The organism is Paraburkholderia gardini, assembly GCF_907164545.1.
GTDB lineage: Bacteria > Pseudomonadota > Gammaproteobacteria > Burkholderiales > Burkholderiaceae > Paraburkholderia > Paraburkholderia gardini.
In genome coordinates this window covers 84,985-102,507 of sequence record NZ_CAJQZB010000013.1, presented here as the reverse complement: position 1 = coordinate 102,507, position 17,523 = coordinate 84,985, and the positions used below count along the sequence as shown (strand labels likewise).

Sequence of the window (17,523 nt, the reverse complement as noted above, 5' to 3'; positions counted from 1 at the left end):
TTGAACGAATACCTGAAGGGCTGGAAATTCACTACCTCGATAGCGTGACGAGGCGGCGCCGTTTCGCTGCTGGAAGCGCCGACTGTCCGGCGCGGCCCGTTCAGCTGGAATGCCAGGATCAGTGCAGACGCGACAGCGCGAAATCCTGTTCGTCGAACACATGGCATGCGTCTGGTGCCAGCGCAAGATCGATATGTTCATCGCGTGCCACACCCCCATCGCCAGGCAATTTGGCGATCAGCGTGTTGCCGTCCCGGCTGCCACCGTCGATATGGATGTAGCTGTGCTCTCCCATCCGCTCCACGAGGCGAACCGCGCGACGGATGGTCTGAGTACCTGGCTGGCCGGAGGGCAGGCCCAGGTGTTCGGGCCGGATGCCCAGCGTGACCCGCATGCCAGGGCGCGTATTGCGGCCATCGACCTGTGCCCGCACGCGCTCACCGCTCGTCAGCTGGATCTCGACACCCCGGGCGTCGATCGTCGTCACGACGCCCGGCAGGAAGTTCATCCTCGGAGATCCGATAAAGCCCGCCACGAAGCGGCTTTTGGGCCGGTGATACAGATCCAGCGGGGCACCGATCTGCGCGATGCTGCCGTGCTTCTCCATTTCCGCGCCGGCGTGCAACAGCACGATCTTGTCCGCCAGCGCCATGGCTTCGATCTGATCGTGCGTGACGTAAATCGCGCTTGCCTGGCGGAATTCCCGATGCAGGCGGGCAATCTCAGTGCGGGTCTGCACGCGCAGCGCGGCGTCGAGATTCGACAACGGCTCGTCGAACAGGAACACGCCCGGCTCGCGCACGATCGCCCGGCCGATCGCCACACGCTGCCGCTGCCCCCCGGACAACGCAGCGGGACGACGCTCCAGCAGCCCGTCCAGTTGCAGCGCGGCAGCCGTGCGGCGCACCTTGCTGTCGATCGTCGCCTTGTCGATTTTCGCCTGACGCAACCCGAAAGCCATGTTCTCGTAGACGCTCATGTGCGGATACAGCGCGTAGTTCTGAAACACCATGGCGACACGGCGCTCCGCGGGCGGCACGTTGTTCATCAGCTGAGCGTCGATGCGCAGCTCGCCGCTGGTGATCGATTCGAGTCCGGCGACCATGCGCAATAACGTCGACTTCCCGCATCCCGACGGCCCGAGAAACACACAAAACTCGTTCTCGCCGACCTCGAGATGGACGTCGCGAATAATCGGCGGATTGCCTTCGTACGCCTTCTGTACTTTAGTCAGAGTAATGCTTGCCATAGCTCGTTGTGTTCGCAGTTAAATTACCGGGCGTTCGCTTCAGCCCGACTGATCCGGCCGGCAGTGCGGGCCGCAACCCTGCCCTGCCTGGCTGGACCCGGTTCGCCATCCGCCCGTCAGCCCTTCAGGGAGCCGGCCATCATGCCCTTGATCAGACGCTCCTGACCGAATGCGTAGGCCGCGATGAGCGGCAACGACGTCATCGTGACGACCGCCAGCATCGCCGGAATGTTCGACGAGTACTGCCCCTGGAAATCCCACACGGCAAGCGGCAGCGTACGGTGCGGCGGAGTCGAGGTCAGCATGTACGCGAAAATGAACTCGTTCCAGAGCGCGATTCCGTTGTAGATCGCGACTGTGGCCAGCCCCGGCGTGGAGAGCGGAAAAAAGATGCGCCAGAAAATCCTGAATGGACCGCAGCCGTCGAGCTGCGCGGCTTCCTCGAGTTCATGCGGAATCTGGCGCATGAACTCCGTCAGGATGAAGATCGAGATCGGCAGGCTGAGCGCCACATATGGTCCGATCAGCGCGAACTGGGTGTCGTACAGTCCGAGGTTGCGGGTCAGCAGATAGATCGGCACAAGCGTTGCGTGCAGCGGCACGATCATCCCTGCGATCACCAGCCCGAACAGCAGTTTGTTCAAACGAAAACGCAAGCGGGCGAATACATAGGCCGCCATGGCGCTCAACAGCACGATCAGCAGAACCGAAAGTCCGACGACAAAGACACTGTTGCCAAAGTAAGTGAGGTAGGGACCGTGCAGTACCGCCCAGTAGTTCCCGAAATAAAAATGGGAGGGCAGCGCCCAGACCGGCGCGGAGAACGTTTCCTCCTGTGTCTTCAGACTCGTCACCACGACGAAGAGGAACGGCAACGTCGTCACGGCGAGCCAGATCAAGCCCAGCAACGGCACACCGATGCGAATCCTGGGAAAATGAAGGCGATTTGTTTCAGTGGCCATGCTCAAACTTCCGTTTCGTAACGACGCGTCATGCGCAATGCGATGGCCGCAACCAGCGAGACGATGATGAACATCGCGGAACCGATCGTGCTGCCGTAGCCCAGCTGGAAAGAACTGAACACGGTCCGGTACATATACGTCGCCATCAGCTCGGACGAGCCTTCCGGGCCACCGCCCGTCATCACGTAGATCAGATCGAAATACCGCAGCGAGCCGAGCACCGCCAGCAGCACCGCGGTGCGGATCGCGCCTTGCAGATGCGGCAGCTTGATGCGCCAGAAGATGGTCCATTCGGAGGCGCCATCCAGGCGGGCCGCCTCGTTCAACTCCGCGGGCAGCGACGACAGTCCGGCAAGAAACAGGATCATGTAGAACGGCACGTTTTGCCAGCAGATCACCGCAATCGTCGAAGCGAGCGAGAAGCGCGTGTCGCCGAGCCAGTCCTGCGCGAATATGTCGAGGCCGATGGCGCGCAGTGCGACGTTCAGCGGTCCGAAGTTCGGATCGTAGATGTTCTTGAACAGCACGCCGATCGCGACGCTCGACATCAGCAGCGGCAGGAAATAGAGAATCTTGAGAATGCGCGAGCCACGCCCCGCCTTTTCCAGCAGCACAGCCAGCGCCAGCGAGATGGGCAGCTCGATCACGATCGACGCGAGCGCGAGAATGACGTTGTTCCACAAGGAGCGCCAGAAAACCGTGTCCTGCGCGAGATGCGCCCAGTTGGCAAGCCCGACGAAGCGTGAATGCGTACCGAGCCCGGTCCAGTCGACCAGCGAAAGCCGCAGACTGGAGAGCAACGGATACAGCAGAAATATCGCCAGCAGCACCACCGCGGGGGCGAGAAAGACGGTGATAACCAGCCACTGTGACGAAATGCGCGCCCGCGCGGCGGGCGCAGTGGAAATTGCAATATTCACAGATCGTGTGTCCAGCCCGCATCGAAAAACGACGCGGGCCGGGCTCCTCTTCGGACTACGGGTTAGCTTCCCGCCTTCGCGGCGGCTTCCATTTGCTGCGCAGCGGCTTCAGGCGTGATCGACAGGCCGAACAGCTCCTGCGACGTATCCTTGTGCAGCTCGCCCAGCTTCGGCGGCAACTCCTGGTCGTACCAGAGCTGCACGTTCGGCGCGTCGGCGATCAACGCCTGCAGGCGCTTCAGGAACGGATCCGTAATGGTGATGTTCTTGACCGGCGGAATTTTCTTGTCGAGAACGCGACCCCGCATCGACGTATCGTCAGTCATCGTCTGGATCAGCCTGAACGCCGCCTGCGGGTCCTTGCACTCCGTCGAGATGCTCATGAAGCCGTCGCCGACCGTGCCGATCACATCGCGCGGATCACCCTTGCCGCCCGGTACGCTCGGGAACGGGAAGAAGTCGAGTTTGCCTGCAAAGCCGGGATTCTCGTTCTGGATCGTCGACGCTTCCCAGCCGCCCATCAATTCCATCGCGGCGCGCCCCGAATACAGCAGGCGACGCGAGGCGCCCACGTCGTAGTCGAGACCGTTGAAACCCTTCGCGAAAGCACCCGCCTTCACGAGTTCCTGAATGTACTTGCCGGCTTCAACGAAGGCCGGATCCGCGAAGCTGCCGCCAGGCGCGCGATCCACTGCCTTGCGGAACACTTCGGGCCCGCCGATCCGGTCGACGAGGTACATGTAGTACATCGAACCGGTCCACTTGTTCTTGTTGCTCAGCGCAAACGGCGCAATACCATGCGAGGTCAGCACCTGCACGACGTGCATCAACTGATCCCAATTCGTCGGCGGGCTCAGGTTGTATTCCTTGAACAGGTCCTTGTTATAGAAAATCACGGCGGCGGATGCATTTTCCGCCGCTACGCCATACGTCTTGTTGTCGAACGTGACCGCATGCCACGAGGTCGGCAGGAATCGGTCGCGATAAGCCGGATCTTTCTGGAGATACGGCGTCAGGTCGACAATCTGGCCGGCTTTCACATATTCATGCAACGGACCGCCGCCCCACGACTCGAACACGCAAGGCGGCTCGCCTGCGCCGAACGCCACCTTCAGCTTGGTCTTGTACGCCTCGTTCAGGACGTGCGAGTCTTCGACCTTATAGCCGGGATTCTGCTTCTCGAAGCGATCTGCCGCATCCCGCAGCACCTTGCTCGACGTCGCGTTAGTCTGCTGGTCCCACTCCGTAATCGTCTTGCCAGATTGCGCAAATGCGGCTGTCGATGCGACTGCGGCCAGCGAGCATACGAGCGCCGTGGCGCCGACCATTGACCGCGCTTTAGAAAAAGCCGGGTACGCCATATTTATGTCCCCTCTTATGGATATTGGAATATCAGCCCAAACGTCTAACGTTAGCCATAACGTTAGTTGATGTTAGACTCGTGTGCGAACTAGTGCTATGCGGGATTTTACCTGGTCGCTTTTACGACATATCGCATATTGTGAAAAGTTGGCCCACCAATGGAAGCTTCGGTTACAGCCGGTTCTGGTAGAATAGTTTACATACAAACGGTACCGCTAACGTCGTTAGTGAGTGAACTCCGACATGACCTCTCGCCCCCCCTCGTCACGCATGGCAAGGCAGACCCCCACGCTCGAGCACGTTGCGAAGCTCGCCGGCGTGTCCCAGATGACCGCCTCGCGCGCGCTCAACGGCCGTTCCGGCGTGTCGCGCGAGACCCGCGACGAAGTGCTGAGAATCGCGTCGGACATCGGCTACGTCGTCAACCGTACCGCACAGAAGCTCTCGGGCGGGCGCAACGGCATCATCGGCATCATCACGCCGACACTCGATACCCAGTTCTCCAGCGAGCTGATTCTCGGCGCGGGGCGCGCGGCGCGTGGCGCGGGCTGCGAGATCCTGGTCTATACCGTATTCGACGAGGACCGTCATCCACATCACGATCTGCTCGGGTTGATCCAGCAGTTCTCGGATGGGATCCTCGCGATCCTGCCTCGTGAATCGCTCTGTCTCGAAGCGTTGTCGAACGCCAGGGTGCCGGTCGTCGTCGTCGACCAGCGCGGCGGCACGCTGACCAATTTTCCATCGGTGTCGGTCGACAACTACGGAGGCGCCCGTCTCGCGGTCGAACATCTTGCGGAACTCGGCCACAAGCGGATCGCTTTCCTCGCGGGTGACGAGACGATCGAAGGGGTGCGCGACCGGCAGCGCGGCTATCACGACACGCTCGCGCGACTCGGGCTGCCGCGCGAAGACGCGCTCGTCGCCGCGGGCGACCTCTCGCAGATGATGGCGTTCGATGTCACATTCGATCTGCTGAACCTCCCCGATCCGCCTACCGCGATCTTCACGGCGAATGACCAGAGTGCGTTCGGCGTCATCGCGGCAGTCAGGGAAGCGGGCTTGCGTGTGCCGGATGACATTTCGGTGATCGGCTTCGACGACATTCCGATGTCCGAGCAATTCCATCCCGCCCTCACCACGATCCGCCAGCCGTTCCAGCAAATGGCGCGCTCGGCGATCAATACGCTGCTCGCGCAGATAGCGGGTATCGACGCGGCCTCGCAACGCATCACACTGCCGGCGGAACTTGTCGTGCGCGACTCCACCGGACAGGTCCGGACGAAGCAGAGCGGCGCACATCACCAGATCGTTTCGACGTAAGTCGAGGCGCGAACCTTCGCATCCGAGGTAACGAGCGCACTGCCGAAGGTGCGAGCAGTGGCGGCGATCAGCCTCTGGTGGGACGTTAGCGCGGGTGACAGCCTGGCCGCGCGAAAGGCGATTTCGGTGTCCACTGGAACCAGCCGCACGCCCTCCATCGACACCACGGTCGAGAGCCAGCTTCGCGCATCCATCGACAGGCCGAGCCGGCCGTCCTTGACGAAATCCGCGATTTCGAGCGCACTGATCGCCGAAATCAGGATCTCGCCTCCGTTCAGTTCCCGATCGATCGCATCGTGCGCCGCCTGACTCAACGCATTCTGCCTGCCCAGCCAGCAGACCAGCGCAAGCGTATCGAGCGTAATCATCGACCTTCCGGCTCCGATGCGACCGGAGCTGCTGCGTGCATCGCATCGAAATGCACGATCGAAGCACGCAGGAGTTCAAGCGGATTTTGATGCTTGCTGCAGTAAGGCCTGATTTCGATGGTGGGTTGCCCCCGGTCCGTGACGACAACCGTTTCCCCCAGCATCTCAACCTGCCGGAACAGTTCGCATGCCCTGGACTTGAAAATGGCCTTCGATACTCTCTTTTCCATTGCAATCTCCACCCAGATAATTCGTATAACTATTTTTTGAATCGGGCCGAAACGGTTGCGGTTCCCGGCAGGATATTCTTTATCAATCGCCTAACGTTATCCTTAACGTTAATAAATGTTAGTATCGTATCGGAGCCGCCGCCATGCGGAGTTAACCTGGTCTCCTGAACCGTCTCGATGGGCTGATCAGGCAAATAATGGCTAGCCAGCATGGAAACGGTACAAGCTGGCTTCAGTCAAAATCAGGCGCGGCAAAATGGCCAAAGTGTTTCCCGTAAAAGGTCAAACGACTGCCTGAACACGCGCTGCAGCTTCACTGTGCTCAAACGCCACCGCGATGCCGTTCGCATCGAACAGCGTGACCGACGAGGACGCCACCTTGACATCGATGCGCGCACCGACCGGAAGCTGCGCGTCCTTCTTGTCGAGCTTGAGCGAGATCGCCTGGCCCACGCCGTCGAGATGCGCATGCAGAATCGATACGTCGCCCAGATGCTCAACCAGTTCGACACAGGCGGCCAGTCCTTCCCCCCGTGTCCCGATGCCAAGATGCTCGGCACGCACCCCGAGCGTCAGCTTGCCTGTGAGCGGGCGGGCCGGACAGCCAGGCAACACGATGGATTCGCTGCCGCCCGCGAGCGTGACGACGGTTTGCATTTCGCTTTGCGACACCAGCACGGCCGGCAACATGTTCATCTGCGGCGAACCGATGAAGCCGCCGACAAAGCGGTTCGCCGGCCGGTCGTACAGGTCGAGCGGCGCGCCGATCTGTTCGATATTTCCCTTGTTGAAGACGACGATTTTCTCGCCTAGCGTCATGGCCTCGACCTGATCGTGCGTGACGTAGATCATCGTCGTGCCAAGCTCGCGGTGCAGCTTCGCGAGCTCGATTCGCATCTGCACGCGTAGCGCTGCATCAAGGTTCGACAACGGCTCGTCGAACAGGAACACGCGCGGCTTGCGCACAATCGCCCGTCCTATCGCGACGCGTTGCCGCTGGCCGCCCGAGAGCGCCCTGGGTTTGCGCTCCAGCAGGTGGTTGATCTGCAGGATCCCGGCGGCCCGTTCGACCGCTTCACGCACTTCCTGCTTCGATTTACCCGACAGCTTCAGCGAAAAGCCCATGTTTTCCGCGACTGTCATATGGGGATAAAGCGCGTAGCTCTGGAACACCATCGAGATGCCCCGGTCCGCGGGCTGCAGTTCGTTGACACGCACGCCGTCGATCAGAATGTCGCCCCCGCTCACCGATTCGAGTCCGGCGATCATGCGCAGCATGGTCGACTTGCCGCACCCGGATGGTCCGACGAAGACGGTGAACTGACCGTCCGGGATGTGAAGATCGATGCCCTGTATGACCTGTGGCCCTTCACCATACGTCTTCGCGACGTTGCGCAATACGAGTTCGCCCATTTATAGCTTCTCCTGAATCCTTATGCCTGCTCTCCCGCGCGACGTTGCGCTCTGGCGCGTCGCGCGGGTCGCGGTACCGATGATTTCGCCCTGGCGTGGCGCGGTCACGCCGGCATGCTGCGCGATCACGTCGCGATACCAGTAAGCGCTGTCCTTCGGCGTGCGCTGCTGGGTGGCGTAGTCGACGTGCACCATGCCGAAGCGCTTGTCGTACCCCGACGCCCATTCGAAGTTGTCCATCAGGCTCCACGCGAAATAGCCGGCGATGTCGACGCCTTTCTGCGCCGCATCCGACAGCGCGGCCAGGTGCAGGTCGTAGAACCTGACGCGCTCGGCATCGCGCACCCGTCCGTTGTCCAGCACGTCCTTCGTCGCGCAGCCGTTCTCGGTGATGTAGATGGGCGGCAGCGTGTAGCTGGCGTTCAGTCGGGTCAGCAAGTCGGTCAGGCCCTGCGGATAGATTTCCCAGTCCATGTCGGTGAAGCCGAGTACACCCGGCGGCCGTTTTTCACCCGACGCGCTCGCGAAGATCCGCGTGTAGTAGTTGACGCCGAGAAAGTCCATCGGCGTGCCGATGATGTCGAAGTCGCCGTCGAGAACCACCTCTTGCGGGCCGTTCTCGCCGTACCACTGCAGCGCCTCTGCCGGATACTCGCCCTTGAAGAGCGGGTCCATGTACCAGCGGACGAACTTGGCATATTCGAGCGACGCGGCGGCCTGATCCTCGGGTGAACCGGTCGCGCCATCCGCCGGCGACTGGTTCAGCACGATGCCAAGCGGCGCCTTGACGCCATCGGCGCGCAGCGCCTGCAACGCGAGACCATGCGAAAGCAGCAGATGGTGCGAGACGTGCGCCGCCTTCTTCAGGCTTTCGTTGCCGGGTGCGAAATAGCCCGTTGCATTGCCGAGCCACGCGGTACACCACGGTTCATTGTGCGTCGAGATCGACGCCACGCGGTCGCCGAGCACGCTGCCGATCTTGCGTGCATAGTCCGCGAAACGATAAGCCGTATCGCGGTTTTCCCAGCCGTTTTGCGTCTCCTGCAGCGCGAGCGGCAGGTCCCAGTGATACAGCGTCGCGAACGGCTGGATGCCGCGCTTGAGCAGACCGTCGACGAGCCGTTCGTAGAACGCAATACCTTTCTCGTTGAACGCGCCGCGACCGTCCGGCTGAATGCGCGGCCATGCGATCGAAAAGCGATAGGCCTCGACGCCGAGTCCGGCCATCATGTCGAGGTCCTGCTCGATACGATGGTAGTGATCGCAGGCGACGTCTCCGTTCTCGCCGTTCACGACCTTGCCCGGCACGTTGCAGAACGCGTCCCAGATCGACGGGCCGCGGCCGTCTTCATGCGCTGCACCTTCGATCTGATAGGAACTGGTAGCGACGCCCCAAACGAAGTCTTCTTTAAATCGATATGTCGACATGAATGATGTTGCCTCGAATAATCATGCCCGCGAGGGCCTGGAAAAAGAGAAACGGAACAGAATCAGGCCTTGACTGCGCCGGTCGTCAGACCGTCGATCAGCCGGCGAGAGGTGAAGGCGAACAGCACGAGCAGCGGCAGCACCGCGACCGCCGAACCCGCCATGACCGCCCCCCAGTCCGAATTGGTCGGGCTCTGCAAGATGCGCAGCGCGAGGGGCAGCGTGTACATCGATGGCGAGCGCAGCACGACGAGTGCCGACAGAAAGTTGTTCCACGCCTGGATAAAGCTGATGAGCCCAAGCGTGCCCAATGCCGGTCCCAGCAGCGGCAGCACCACGCTCCAGTAAATGCGGAATTCGCCGCAACCGTCGATGCGTGCCGCCTCGATGAGATCGGACGGAATCGCCGACGCAACGTACTGGCGCATCAGGAACACGCCGAGTGCGGCGGCCGCACCCGGCACGTACAACGCGCGCGGCTGATTGATCCACCCCAGCAGGTTCATCGTCATGAAGGTCGGAATCATGCCGAGGAACGGCGGCACCAGCATCGCCGTCAACGCGACCGCGAAGAGCGCCTTCTTGAAGCGGAACTCGTACATCGCGAACGCATAACCCGCCATCGACGTGACCAGCAGCGTCAGCACGGTCTGGATCGTCGCCGTGTAGAAGCTCCACCCGAGGTTGCGCCAGAACGGGATGTGCCGCATCAGCGATGCCATGTTGTCCAGAAACGCGCTGCCGAACCACAACGGCGGCGGCATCGAGAAGATCTCGGAACTGGTGTGCGTCGCGAATACGAACATGAAATAAAACGGCGAGAACATCAGCACCGCGCCCGCCAGCACGACGGCATAGCCGGTATAGCGGGCCTTGTTGTTCGACAGTTTCATCGCTGTGCCTCCTCGTTCATGCCGCTGCGGTGAAAGATGCGTGTGTTGAGCCACATCAGCGCGGCGATCGTGATGAAAAGCAGCCACGCAATCGAGCTCGCCGTACCGAAATCGCCGTCGTGGAACGCCGTGCGGTACATGTAGACGGCGGTGGTCAAACCCGACTGGCTCGTGCCCATACCCTCGTTCGGCAGCAGGATGAAGGGCTCTTCGAACAATTGCAGGCCACCGATGATGGACAGCGTCACCGCGAAGAAAATCATCGGTTTGATGAGGGGGATGGTGATGCGCGTGAACTGCTGCCAGCCGTTAGCGCCGTCGATCCTCGCGGCCTCGTACAGATCCTTCGGAATGGTTTGCAGCGCCGACAGATACAGCACCGTATTCCAGCCGACATAGCGCCAGAAAATCACCACCGACACCGCCGGTTTGACGTTCGCCGGGTTGTATAGCCATTCGACGGGATGGGTCGGCACGATCCAGTGCAGGCCCGGCAACTTGCCGATCGCGGCAATGGCGAGATTGATCATGCCGTAGTCCGTCGAGTACAGCGACGAGAAGATCAATGCGATTGCGACGCTCGACGTGATGAACGGCAGAAAGTACAGACCGACGACGAAATTGCGCCAGCGGCGAAAAGCGGTCTGCAGGAAAAAGGCGAGCGGCAACGCAATGAGATGTTGCGGCAAGCCGGACATGATCGCCATCCACGCCGTGTTGTAGAGCGATTTCCAGTACCACGGGTCGGTCAGCGTGAAAGCGAAGTTCGACAGGCCCACCCACTTCATGCTGGCGAGTCCCGCGGTCGCGTCCCAGCTCTGGAACGACAGATACAGCGAGAACAGCAGCGGAAAAGCGATGAACAACGCGAACAGCAGAAAAAACGGACAGAGAAACAGGTACGGTGCGATCTTCACTGGATTGACCAGCGATTTTCCGCGCGGCGCCGTCAGCGGCGGGCGCACATCGCTCACGCGTGCGTCGCGGACGCCCGGCTCGGGGGTGGGCAGGGAAAGGCTCATCAATAGTTCCGTCCAGTCTGGCGTAACCGGCGACCGACGCCGGCTACGCTATTGCAAACTTCAACACGGCGCGGGCAGCGCCGTGCTGTTTCCTCAACGCCGGATGCGATGCGTGATCTCGTCCTGCGCTTCCTTGAGCGCCGTTCCGATGTCCTCGTTGCTGTCGACCACCTTGTCGAGCGCGGAGTGGACCGCTTCCTCAGCCACCTGGTCGTATTTGCTGCGCTGGATCGACGGAATATGGGCGGCTGCGTCGCGCCAGATCAGGCGCGCCTTTTCATTGCCAAGGAACGCAACAGGCTCGGCAAAGAACGGATCGTCCTGGGCCGCGAGCAGCGCCGGGAACGCATCGATCGAGCGGAACGAGGCGAGCTGGGTGTCTTTGCGCGTCGTCAGGAATTTGATGAATTCCCACGACATCGCCTTCTGGGTCGCCTTCACCGGAATGGAGTAGAACGTGCCGCCGAAAGAGGCGTACGCGTTGTTCGGCAGATTGGCCGCGCGCCACAGACCCTTCGTGTCCGGCGCAATCCACGACGACAGATGGCCGCCGAGCCATGCGCCCATCATCTGCGTTGCAACGGTGCCGCGCCTGAAGCTCTCAGCCCATTCGTTCGACCACGGCGTGATCTTCGCGTCGAGACCGAGGTCGCGCGCCTTCTTCGCGAGCTGGAATGCCTTGACGAAGCGCTCCGATGTGACAACCGGGTTGCCGGCCTTGTCGAAGTACACCCCGTCGCCTTCCTTCAGATCAGCACGAATGTAGATATCTTCGATGTCGCGCGACGACGCCATCAGGTACGCGCCCGTGGCCTTCTTGATCTTCTGTCCAGCAGCGAGATACGAGTCCCACGACCTGTTCAGATCAGCTTCGGTGACGCCCGCCTTGTCGAGGATGTCCTTGCGATAGAACAGCGTGCCCGGGCCGATATCCGCCGGCATGCCGACGATCACGCCGTCCTGCGTGGTGGCTTGCGCGAAGGTATAGCGAATGAACTGGCTCTTGTACTGGCCCGCGTTGTAAGGCGGCTTCGACAGGTCTTCCAGGCCGCCGCCCGCCGCGAACCGGCCGATGAAGCCGACTTCGACCGCCATTACGTCGGGCAGGTCGGAGCTGGTCGCGAGCGCGGTGGTCATCGCGTTGTGATGGTCGGCGATCGCCAGTGCCGACACCTTGATGTCGACATCAGGATGGAGCTTCTTCCATGCGGGAATCGCGTCCTTGATTTCCTGATCCAGCTTCGGAAAAACCGCGACCCTCAACGTGGTGTTGGCATGCGCGCCGGTGGCTGCCAGGCTGAGCAGAACTGCGGCCGCGGGCCCTGAAAAGCGAAATTTCATTAATCGTCTCCTGTTGAACCGTTTGTAGATTGCTTGCGGTTACTTCCTGGTGCTTCTCTGGTTTTTTCTTGCGATTTGACTACGATCTGCTTGCTACACCCTGTCTCTTGAAAGCGCTTTCATGACACAGTAAAAAAACGCCCCCGTGGGGGTGTCATCGGTTCTGGAACGGCCTGACGGCTAGAGGGGCGAATCTCCCGATCTGGACGACGGTACGATTCGCCGTGTGGTTTCCCGGGTCATGAGCGTGAGCGGAACAGGGCTCAGTGTGACGGGTTGCCTGCGGATCATCTGGACGATCCCCTGAGCTGCGAGGCGGCCGATTTCATAGGTCGGCTGGCGAACCGTCGTCAGCGGCGGGGTCATATACGACGAGGTGGGCAAATCGTCGAAACCGACCAGCGAGATATCCTCCGGCACGCGCAGCCCACGACGAAATAGCGTGAGACGCGCGCCATAGGCAGTCTGGTCGTTCGCGCAGAACACCGCGCTGAACGATGCGCCGCGCGCAAACAGCCGCTCCATGGCGGCCTCGCCACCTGTCTCAAGATAGTCGCCCTGCTCGACGCGATCGACGTCGAAGCCGATACCCGCGTCCTCGAGCGCCATCCGGTAACCGTTCAGCCGCTCGATAGCATCCTCGTGATCGGGCGGCCCGGCGATGAAAGCAATCTCGCGATGGCCCTGCTCGAGCAGGTGCCGGGTAGCGTCACGCGCGCCCTGCAGGTTGTCGAGCGCCAGGCTCGCGAGCGAGGCGCTGATTTGCAGGGAGCGGCCGAGCACGAGCAACGGTGCATGCCGCGAGTAACCGATCAGGGATGGCTCGTCGAGCTGGCTATGCAGCATGATGACGCCGTCGACGCGGCGCGCGATGAACTGCTCCATACGCGACACTTCATCCTTTACGTTCCAGCGACTGCTGACGAAAAGCGGCGTAAAACCCGGCTCCTGGAGCCCGTCTTCGATACCGCGCAGCCACTCCGCGTAAAACGGACTGGACACGGTTTGCGTCAGCACGCCGATCGTGTCGGTCTTCCCGCTCGCCAGGCTGCGCGCAAGCACGTTCGGCCGATAGTTGAACCGCGCGATAGCCTGCTCCACGGCTTTCTGCTTGGCCGGCAATACGCGCGCCGTGCCGTTCAGGATGCGCGACACCGTGCTGGGGGAAACGCCGGCTGCCCGCGCGATTTCCTCGAGTGTCACATTAGGGGGGGTGGCGGCATCTTCGATCATGGTCCGCAGAATACTGTCCTTGAAAGCGCTTTCAAATGTGAGTAAACCCTATGTCCCTACCCATCCAGGATGGGGCCGCTGAAAAAACAGCCAGTGCGACGAGGGTGGAGGAAGCGTCGCACCGGCCTCTCTACGAAAGAGATATAAGCAGTACTGGAAACACAGAGATCACTACGATTGCCGGTCAGGCAACAACCTAGAACATCGTCATGACGCCGGCGAAGACGCCCGTCTGACTGTGACCGTAGTCCGGGTTGCCGTTGGACGACGTGCCGGTCGATGGGTCGTAGTTGTTGTTGCCGTACGGGCCGTTGCCGAGGTTGATATTCGACGTCGAGCTGTTATGCACGTAGCCCGCTTCCGTGTACAGGAACGTACGCTTGGACAGGGCGTACGTCGCACCGAGCGTGAACAGCGTTGCGTTACCGTTGCCGTTGTTCGCGTTCGCGTGGAACACGGCACCGGTGATCGCCGTGGCATCGCTCACCTGCCACGCGGCACCCAGCCACTCATGATCGACCCCGGTAGGCGCGCTCACGCCACCCGGCTGCGATGCGTTGCTGACGCCAATGCTCGCGTTGGTCGCATCGGGCGCGCTCAGATGCTGGTAGCCGGCGTACAGCCTCACCGGGCCAATGACATACGTGCCGCCGGCCAGAATCGAACGTGAGGCCGAGTAGACGTTGTTGAACGAACCGTCAGCGCCGCGGACTTCGTCATAAATCACGCGGATGTGGCCGCTGCCGAACGTATAGATACCTTCGAGCGCATCGGTACGGCCCTGGCCGGTGGGAACGCCCGCGGAGTTAACCGGCGCCGAGTTCCAGCTCGTGTTGTTAGTGAGCGAATATTGTCCTTTGAAGACAAGGCCGCCGAACAGGACGGGCGAGTCATATTCCGCGCCGTTGCTGGCACTTGCCCAGTTCCGTCCGCGCACCAGCGTCGAAATGGCGTAACGCTGCATCAGCTGCGGGTCCGTGCCCCAACTGTCTTGTGACAGTTCGCCGGCGCCGAGGTTACCCACCTTGAACAGGCCGTAATGGTCATTGGTAAAGCCGACAGTAGCGTGACGGCCAAACAGGTTGCCCGCCGAAGCGCCCGTCATCGTGTTCAGTTGCCCTTCCAGCTGGAAGACCGCCTTTGTGCCGCCGCCCAGATCTTCAGCACCCTCCAGGCCGAACCACGAACAACCCCAGTCGCCACTCTGAGCGCTCCACGCGTGACCGCCTGGAATGCCGCTTTCGAACTGAAAGCCATTGTCGATACGACCGTATAGCGTAACGCTGCTCTGCGCATGGGCCGCCGTCGCGGCTGCCATAATTGACAAAGCAAGAACCGTCTTTTTCATTAGATATCCTATATTAATTTTGGCGTCTCCGAGCCGCTCAGGACATGTACTGACTCCGTACACTCCCCGCTTTGCTGAAATGCCTGCTTCACATTTCGAGGCGATTATAGGGACCGCCGTTGCGCTGCGTATCGATCTTCCGTGTCAGGGAAAACGCTGTTATTCATAGCTGTTGCGCACGATTCAATGGCGAAGTAGCACGCGCTTCGTGACCATGACGTCGTGGTCACCTGCCTGGCAAATCCGCTTGAATCCATACACTGAAAAACTGCAGGAAACGCATGCGTCGCCTCTCTGGCGTTTCGCGACTCGTATCGAACCGTTCGGGTACGTGTGTGAATCAAATCTGGATGTTGCGCAAATGCAACGACCGGCATTCAGCTTGACGTGCATGTGCCGGATTTTTTGCTCTGCGTTTCTGGAATTTCCAGGTCTCGGGGGGGAGGCGGGTGCTTGCGGGACAGCCAGACGGCTGTTCCTGCACGCTTCCAGCACGCGCCGGCATTCGGGACTATGATCGATCAACAGGCGCTGGACAGCCCTACGTCGCGTTCCGGCACGATGAACGCGCAGGCTTTTCGCCGGGCAATGATAAAAACCCGCCAACCGTCCCGACAGATAAAACCCTGGACGCTCCATCGATAGAGATGGGCGAGCAAGAACCGCATGGGGATTCTGTCATCCACTTCCGCGGCCCCTCCTGGAGTCGGACCGGAAGACCTGCTGCCGGAGTCCGCCGGCACATCCGCCTATCTGTAAGGAGAGGTACCGTGAAAACAGCCATTGCTTCCACACTCGCAGTGTTGATATCCAGCGCAATCGCGCCTGCGGTTCACGCCGACACCGGTTCGGGCGCAACCGATCCGCAACTCGCCCATAACGTCCGCGTCGCCTTTGCGCACAGCGGCGTCGATACGTCTCACGTATTCGTCTTCTCACGATCAGGACAAGTCACACTGATCGGATGGGTACCTGAGCGCCAGCAGGTCGCGCTGGCCGAACAGAGCGCGAACGGGGTGGACGGCGTCACCTCGGTGAACAATCTGCTCTCTCGTGGACATTGAAATCAAACGAAGCCGCCGCGCGGACGGCGCTCGAACCGGCCGCGCGCTAATATCGGTCTGCTTTAGCAGCGTTGATAGTCATGTAGCGGATTTGAAACTTCGCGACGAGAAGCGCGGAGGACGCCGGGTCGAGATAGAAGCAACCCCTCGACCTGATAGTGGTCGACATAAAGGTCTGCGGAAGTACATTCGCTTTTTGGTTAGCTTCCGCTAACTTCCGCTAACTTCCGCCGTCTTCTGATCTGGATGGCCGCGCTGGCACCAAAGTTTAGCCACAACCTGCCGTTCGATTTCTCATTTAAATTGTCCGGGTTACGCTTGATTCGACAGTAACCTGACTGCTTAAGCACCTCTTGCCCCGTTCACCCCCGTCTTCATTTTTGTCTCGGCGAAGTCGGCAACGCAACAATGGAGACCGTTAGTTCTGCGCAGCTTCGCTCCGAAGATCGTGTGCGATGAAATCGACAAACGCGCGAATCCGGTTGGACATCTGGTGTCGTTGCGAATAGACAGCAAAGATATCGGCGTTCGGCGTGTCGTGTCCGGGCAATACCAGAACCAGTGAACCCTCGGCGAGGTACTGCTTGATGTCCCACTCGGCCCGCATCAGTATGCCGTGCCCTTCGAGCGCCCACTTCACCGCGATTTCACCATCGTTCGTCGTCAGCGACCCGTTGATACGCACGGCCTCCGTTTTAAGCGACGCGCCCCTGCCCGAAGTCAGACGCCACACGCCGTAGGCTTCGTCACCCTGGCGGATGCCAATGCAGTTGTGCCGCGTCAGGTCGTGCGCGGTCACCGGCATCCCGCGTGACGCTATGTACGAAGGCGCGGCACACAGCAACCGCCGGTTCTTCGCCAGACGACGCGCGACCACCCGCGTATCGGGCGGCTCGCCGAACCGGATGCAGACGTCGAACGTATCGTCCGTCAGCGGCGGAGGCGTGACCGATAGCTGAAGCTGAACCGATACCTGCGGATACCTCGCGACAAAGCGCGAGACCGCAGGTGCGACATGGCTGCGCCCAAAGCCGAGCGTCGCATTCACGCGCAGCAGTCCCTTCGGATTTTTCTTCGCGGTGCCCAGCAATTCGGCCAGTTCGTCGATCTCGTCGAGGATCCGGCGCGCGTGCTCGAGGTACAGCTCGCCCTCGGGCGTGAGCATCATCCGCCGCGTGGTCCGGTTGACGAGCGCAATACCAGCGCGACGCTCCATCTGCGTCAAATGCTTGCTGACGGCCGCTGCCGTCAGCCCCAGCTCCCGCGCGGCGGCGCTCAGGCTGCCGGATGCAGCAAGCGTCGAAAAGAAACTTAAATCAGACGGTTCGACGGTGTCGCGCATGACTTTCACTTGTGAATTCAAGTTA

The 17,523-nt window shown here is 60.9% G+C and carries 16 protein-coding genes; 2 read left to right on the top strand and 14 right to left on the bottom strand.

All coding sequences use genetic code 11. From position 1 onward, the window contains the following. Positions 1 to 118: 118 nt before the first annotated feature. From LPA37_RS11945 to LPA37_RS11930, 4 genes are all read right to left on the bottom strand, one after another. A complete protein-coding gene (locus LPA37_RS11945; protein WP_229012646.1) occupies positions 119 to 1,249 on the bottom strand; it encodes an ABC transporter ATP-binding protein in 1,131 nt (376 codons plus the stop codon). Positions 1,250 to 1,365: 116 nt separating this feature from the next. After that, positions 1,366 to 2,211: a carbohydrate ABC transporter permease gene (locus LPA37_RS11940; protein ID WP_228979547.1), complete on the bottom strand. Its 846-nt coding sequence runs from the start codon at positions 2,209 to 2,211 to the stop codon at positions 1,366 to 1,368. Positions 2,212 to 2,213: 2 nt separating this feature from the next. Next, entirely contained in the window at positions 2,214 to 3,131 is a 918-nt protein-coding gene (locus LPA37_RS11935; RefSeq protein ID WP_228979550.1) for a carbohydrate ABC transporter permease, read from the bottom strand. A 62-nt stretch (positions 3,132 to 3,193) separates the two neighbouring features. Further along, on the bottom strand, positions 3,194 to 4,459 hold the full coding sequence (locus tag LPA37_RS11930; RefSeq protein WP_229012645.1) for an extracellular solute-binding protein: 1,266 nt from the start codon (positions 4,457 to 4,459) through the stop codon (positions 3,194 to 3,196). Positions 4,460 to 4,736: 277 nt separating this feature from the next. On the opposite strand from LPA37_RS11930, the gene LPA37_RS11925 reads away from it, so the two are divergent. Then, entirely contained in the window at positions 4,737 to 5,816 is a 1,080-nt protein-coding gene (locus tag LPA37_RS11925) for a LacI family DNA-binding transcriptional regulator (protein ID WP_228979555.1), read from the top strand. Here the strand turns inward: LPA37_RS11925 and LPA37_RS11920 are convergent. From LPA37_RS11920 to LPA37_RS11880, 9 genes are all read right to left on the bottom strand, one after another. Next, positions 5,795 to 6,184, bottom strand: coding sequence for a type II toxin-antitoxin system VapC family toxin (locus LPA37_RS11920; protein ID WP_228979557.1), 390 nt, complete (start codon positions 6,182 to 6,184; stop codon positions 5,795 to 5,797). The genes LPA37_RS11925 and LPA37_RS11920 overlap by 22 nt on opposite strands. Then, positions 6,181 to 6,414, bottom strand: a complete 234-nt coding sequence (locus tag LPA37_RS11915) for a type II toxin-antitoxin system Phd/YefM family antitoxin (RefSeq protein WP_228979561.1) — start codon at positions 6,412 to 6,414, stop codon at positions 6,181 to 6,183. Before LPA37_RS11915 ends, LPA37_RS11920 begins: the two co-directional genes overlap by 4 nt. 282 nt (positions 6,415 to 6,696) lie before the next feature. Further along, entirely contained in the window at positions 6,697 to 7,827 is a 1,131-nt protein-coding gene (locus tag LPA37_RS11910; protein ID WP_229012644.1) for an ABC transporter ATP-binding protein, read from the bottom strand. After that, positions 7,828 to 9,255: a GH1 family beta-glucosidase gene (locus LPA37_RS11905; protein WP_229012643.1), complete on the bottom strand. Its 1,428-nt coding sequence runs from the start codon at positions 9,253 to 9,255 to the stop codon at positions 7,828 to 7,830. A gap of 62 nt (positions 9,256 to 9,317) precedes the next feature. After that, entirely contained in the window at positions 9,318 to 10,148 is an 831-nt protein-coding gene (locus tag LPA37_RS11900; protein ID WP_228979565.1) for a carbohydrate ABC transporter permease, read from the bottom strand. Further along, positions 10,145 to 11,170 (bottom strand): carbohydrate ABC transporter permease, encoded by a 1,026-nt coding sequence (locus tag LPA37_RS11895; RefSeq protein WP_229012642.1) that lies wholly within the window; start codon positions 11,168 to 11,170, stop codon positions 10,145 to 10,147. The genes LPA37_RS11900 and LPA37_RS11895 overlap by 4 nt, the downstream gene beginning before the upstream one ends. A 93-nt stretch (positions 11,171 to 11,263) precedes the next feature. Next, positions 11,264 to 12,511, bottom strand: a complete 1,248-nt coding sequence (locus LPA37_RS11890) for an ABC transporter substrate-binding protein (protein WP_229012641.1) — start codon at positions 12,509 to 12,511, stop codon at positions 11,264 to 11,266. A 180-nt stretch (positions 12,512 to 12,691) separates the two neighbouring features. Further along, the gene (locus LPA37_RS11885; protein ID WP_229012640.1) at positions 12,692 to 13,744 is read right to left on the bottom strand and encodes a LacI family DNA-binding transcriptional regulator; all 1,053 of its coding nucleotides are present in this window, start codon (positions 13,742 to 13,744) and stop codon (positions 12,692 to 12,694) included. Positions 13,745 to 13,940: 196 nt separating this feature from the next. Then, positions 13,941 to 15,092: a porin gene (locus LPA37_RS11880; protein ID WP_228979579.1), complete on the bottom strand. Its 1,152-nt coding sequence runs from the start codon at positions 15,090 to 15,092 to the stop codon at positions 13,941 to 13,943. A 770-nt stretch (positions 15,093 to 15,862) separates the two neighbouring features. Between LPA37_RS11880 and LPA37_RS11875 the strand changes: the two genes are divergently transcribed. Continuing rightward, complete coding sequence (locus LPA37_RS11875; RefSeq protein WP_228979581.1) at positions 15,863 to 16,156, top strand: BON domain-containing protein; 294 nt, start codon at positions 15,863 to 15,865, stop codon at positions 16,154 to 16,156. Positions 16,157 to 16,574: 418 nt separating this feature from the next. On the opposite strand, the gene LPA37_RS11870 is transcribed toward LPA37_RS11875, so the two are convergent. Beyond that, positions 16,575 to 17,498: a LysR substrate-binding domain-containing protein gene (locus tag LPA37_RS11870; protein ID WP_229012659.1), complete on the bottom strand. Its 924-nt coding sequence runs from the start codon at positions 17,496 to 17,498 to the stop codon at positions 16,575 to 16,577. Positions 17,499 to 17,523: the final 25 nt, after the last annotated feature.

What these genes read in the sequence shown, in the direction of transcription:
- LPA37_RS11945 (WP_229012646.1), bottom strand. Translation starts at nt 1,249, where the DNA reads ATGGCAAGCATTACTCTGACTAAAGTACAGAAGGCGTACGAAGGCAAT.
- LPA37_RS11940 (WP_228979547.1), bottom strand. Translation starts at nt 2,211, where the DNA reads ATGGCCACTGAAACAAATCGCCTTCATTTTCCCAGGATTCGCATCGGT.
- LPA37_RS11930 (WP_229012645.1), bottom strand. Translation starts at nt 4,459, where the DNA reads ATGGTCGGCGCCACGGCGCTCGTATGCTCGCTGGCCGCAGTCGCATCG.
- LPA37_RS11925 (WP_228979555.1), top strand. Translation starts at nt 4,737, where the DNA reads ATGACCTCTCGCCCCCCCTCGTCACGCATGGCAAGGCAGACCCCCACG.
- LPA37_RS11920 (WP_228979557.1), bottom strand. Translation starts at nt 6,184, where the DNA reads ATGATTACGCTCGATACGCTTGCGCTGGTCTGCTGGCTGGGCAGGCAG.
- LPA37_RS11915 (WP_228979561.1), bottom strand. Translation starts at nt 6,414, where the DNA reads ATGGAAAAGAGAGTATCGAAGGCCATTTTCAAGTCCAGGGCATGCGAA.
- LPA37_RS11910 (WP_229012644.1), bottom strand. Translation starts at nt 7,827, where the DNA reads ATGGGCGAACTCGTATTGCGCAACGTCGCGAAGACGTATGGTGAAGGG.
- LPA37_RS11905 (WP_229012643.1), bottom strand. Translation starts at nt 9,255, where the DNA reads ATGTCGACATATCGATTTAAAGAAGACTTCGTTTGGGGCGTCGCTACC.
- LPA37_RS11900 (WP_228979565.1), bottom strand. Translation starts at nt 10,148, where the DNA reads ATGAAACTGTCGAACAACAAGGCCCGCTATACCGGCTATGCCGTCGTG.
- LPA37_RS11895 (WP_229012642.1), bottom strand. Translation starts at nt 11,170, where the DNA reads ATGAGCCTTTCCCTGCCCACCCCCGAGCCGGGCGTCCGCGACGCACGC.
- LPA37_RS11890 (WP_229012641.1), bottom strand. Translation starts at nt 12,511, where the DNA reads ATGAAATTTCGCTTTTCAGGGCCCGCGGCCGCAGTTCTGCTCAGCCTG.
- LPA37_RS11885 (WP_229012640.1), bottom strand. Translation starts at nt 13,744, where the DNA reads ATGATCGAAGATGCCGCCACCCCCCCTAATGTGACACTCGAGGAAATC.
- LPA37_RS11880 (WP_228979579.1), bottom strand. Translation starts at nt 15,092, where the DNA reads ATGAAAAAGACGGTTCTTGCTTTGTCAATTATGGCAGCCGCGACGGCG.
- LPA37_RS11870 (WP_229012659.1), bottom strand. Translation starts at nt 17,498, where the DNA reads ATGCGCGACACCGTCGAACCGTCTGATTTAAGTTTCTTTTCGACGCTT.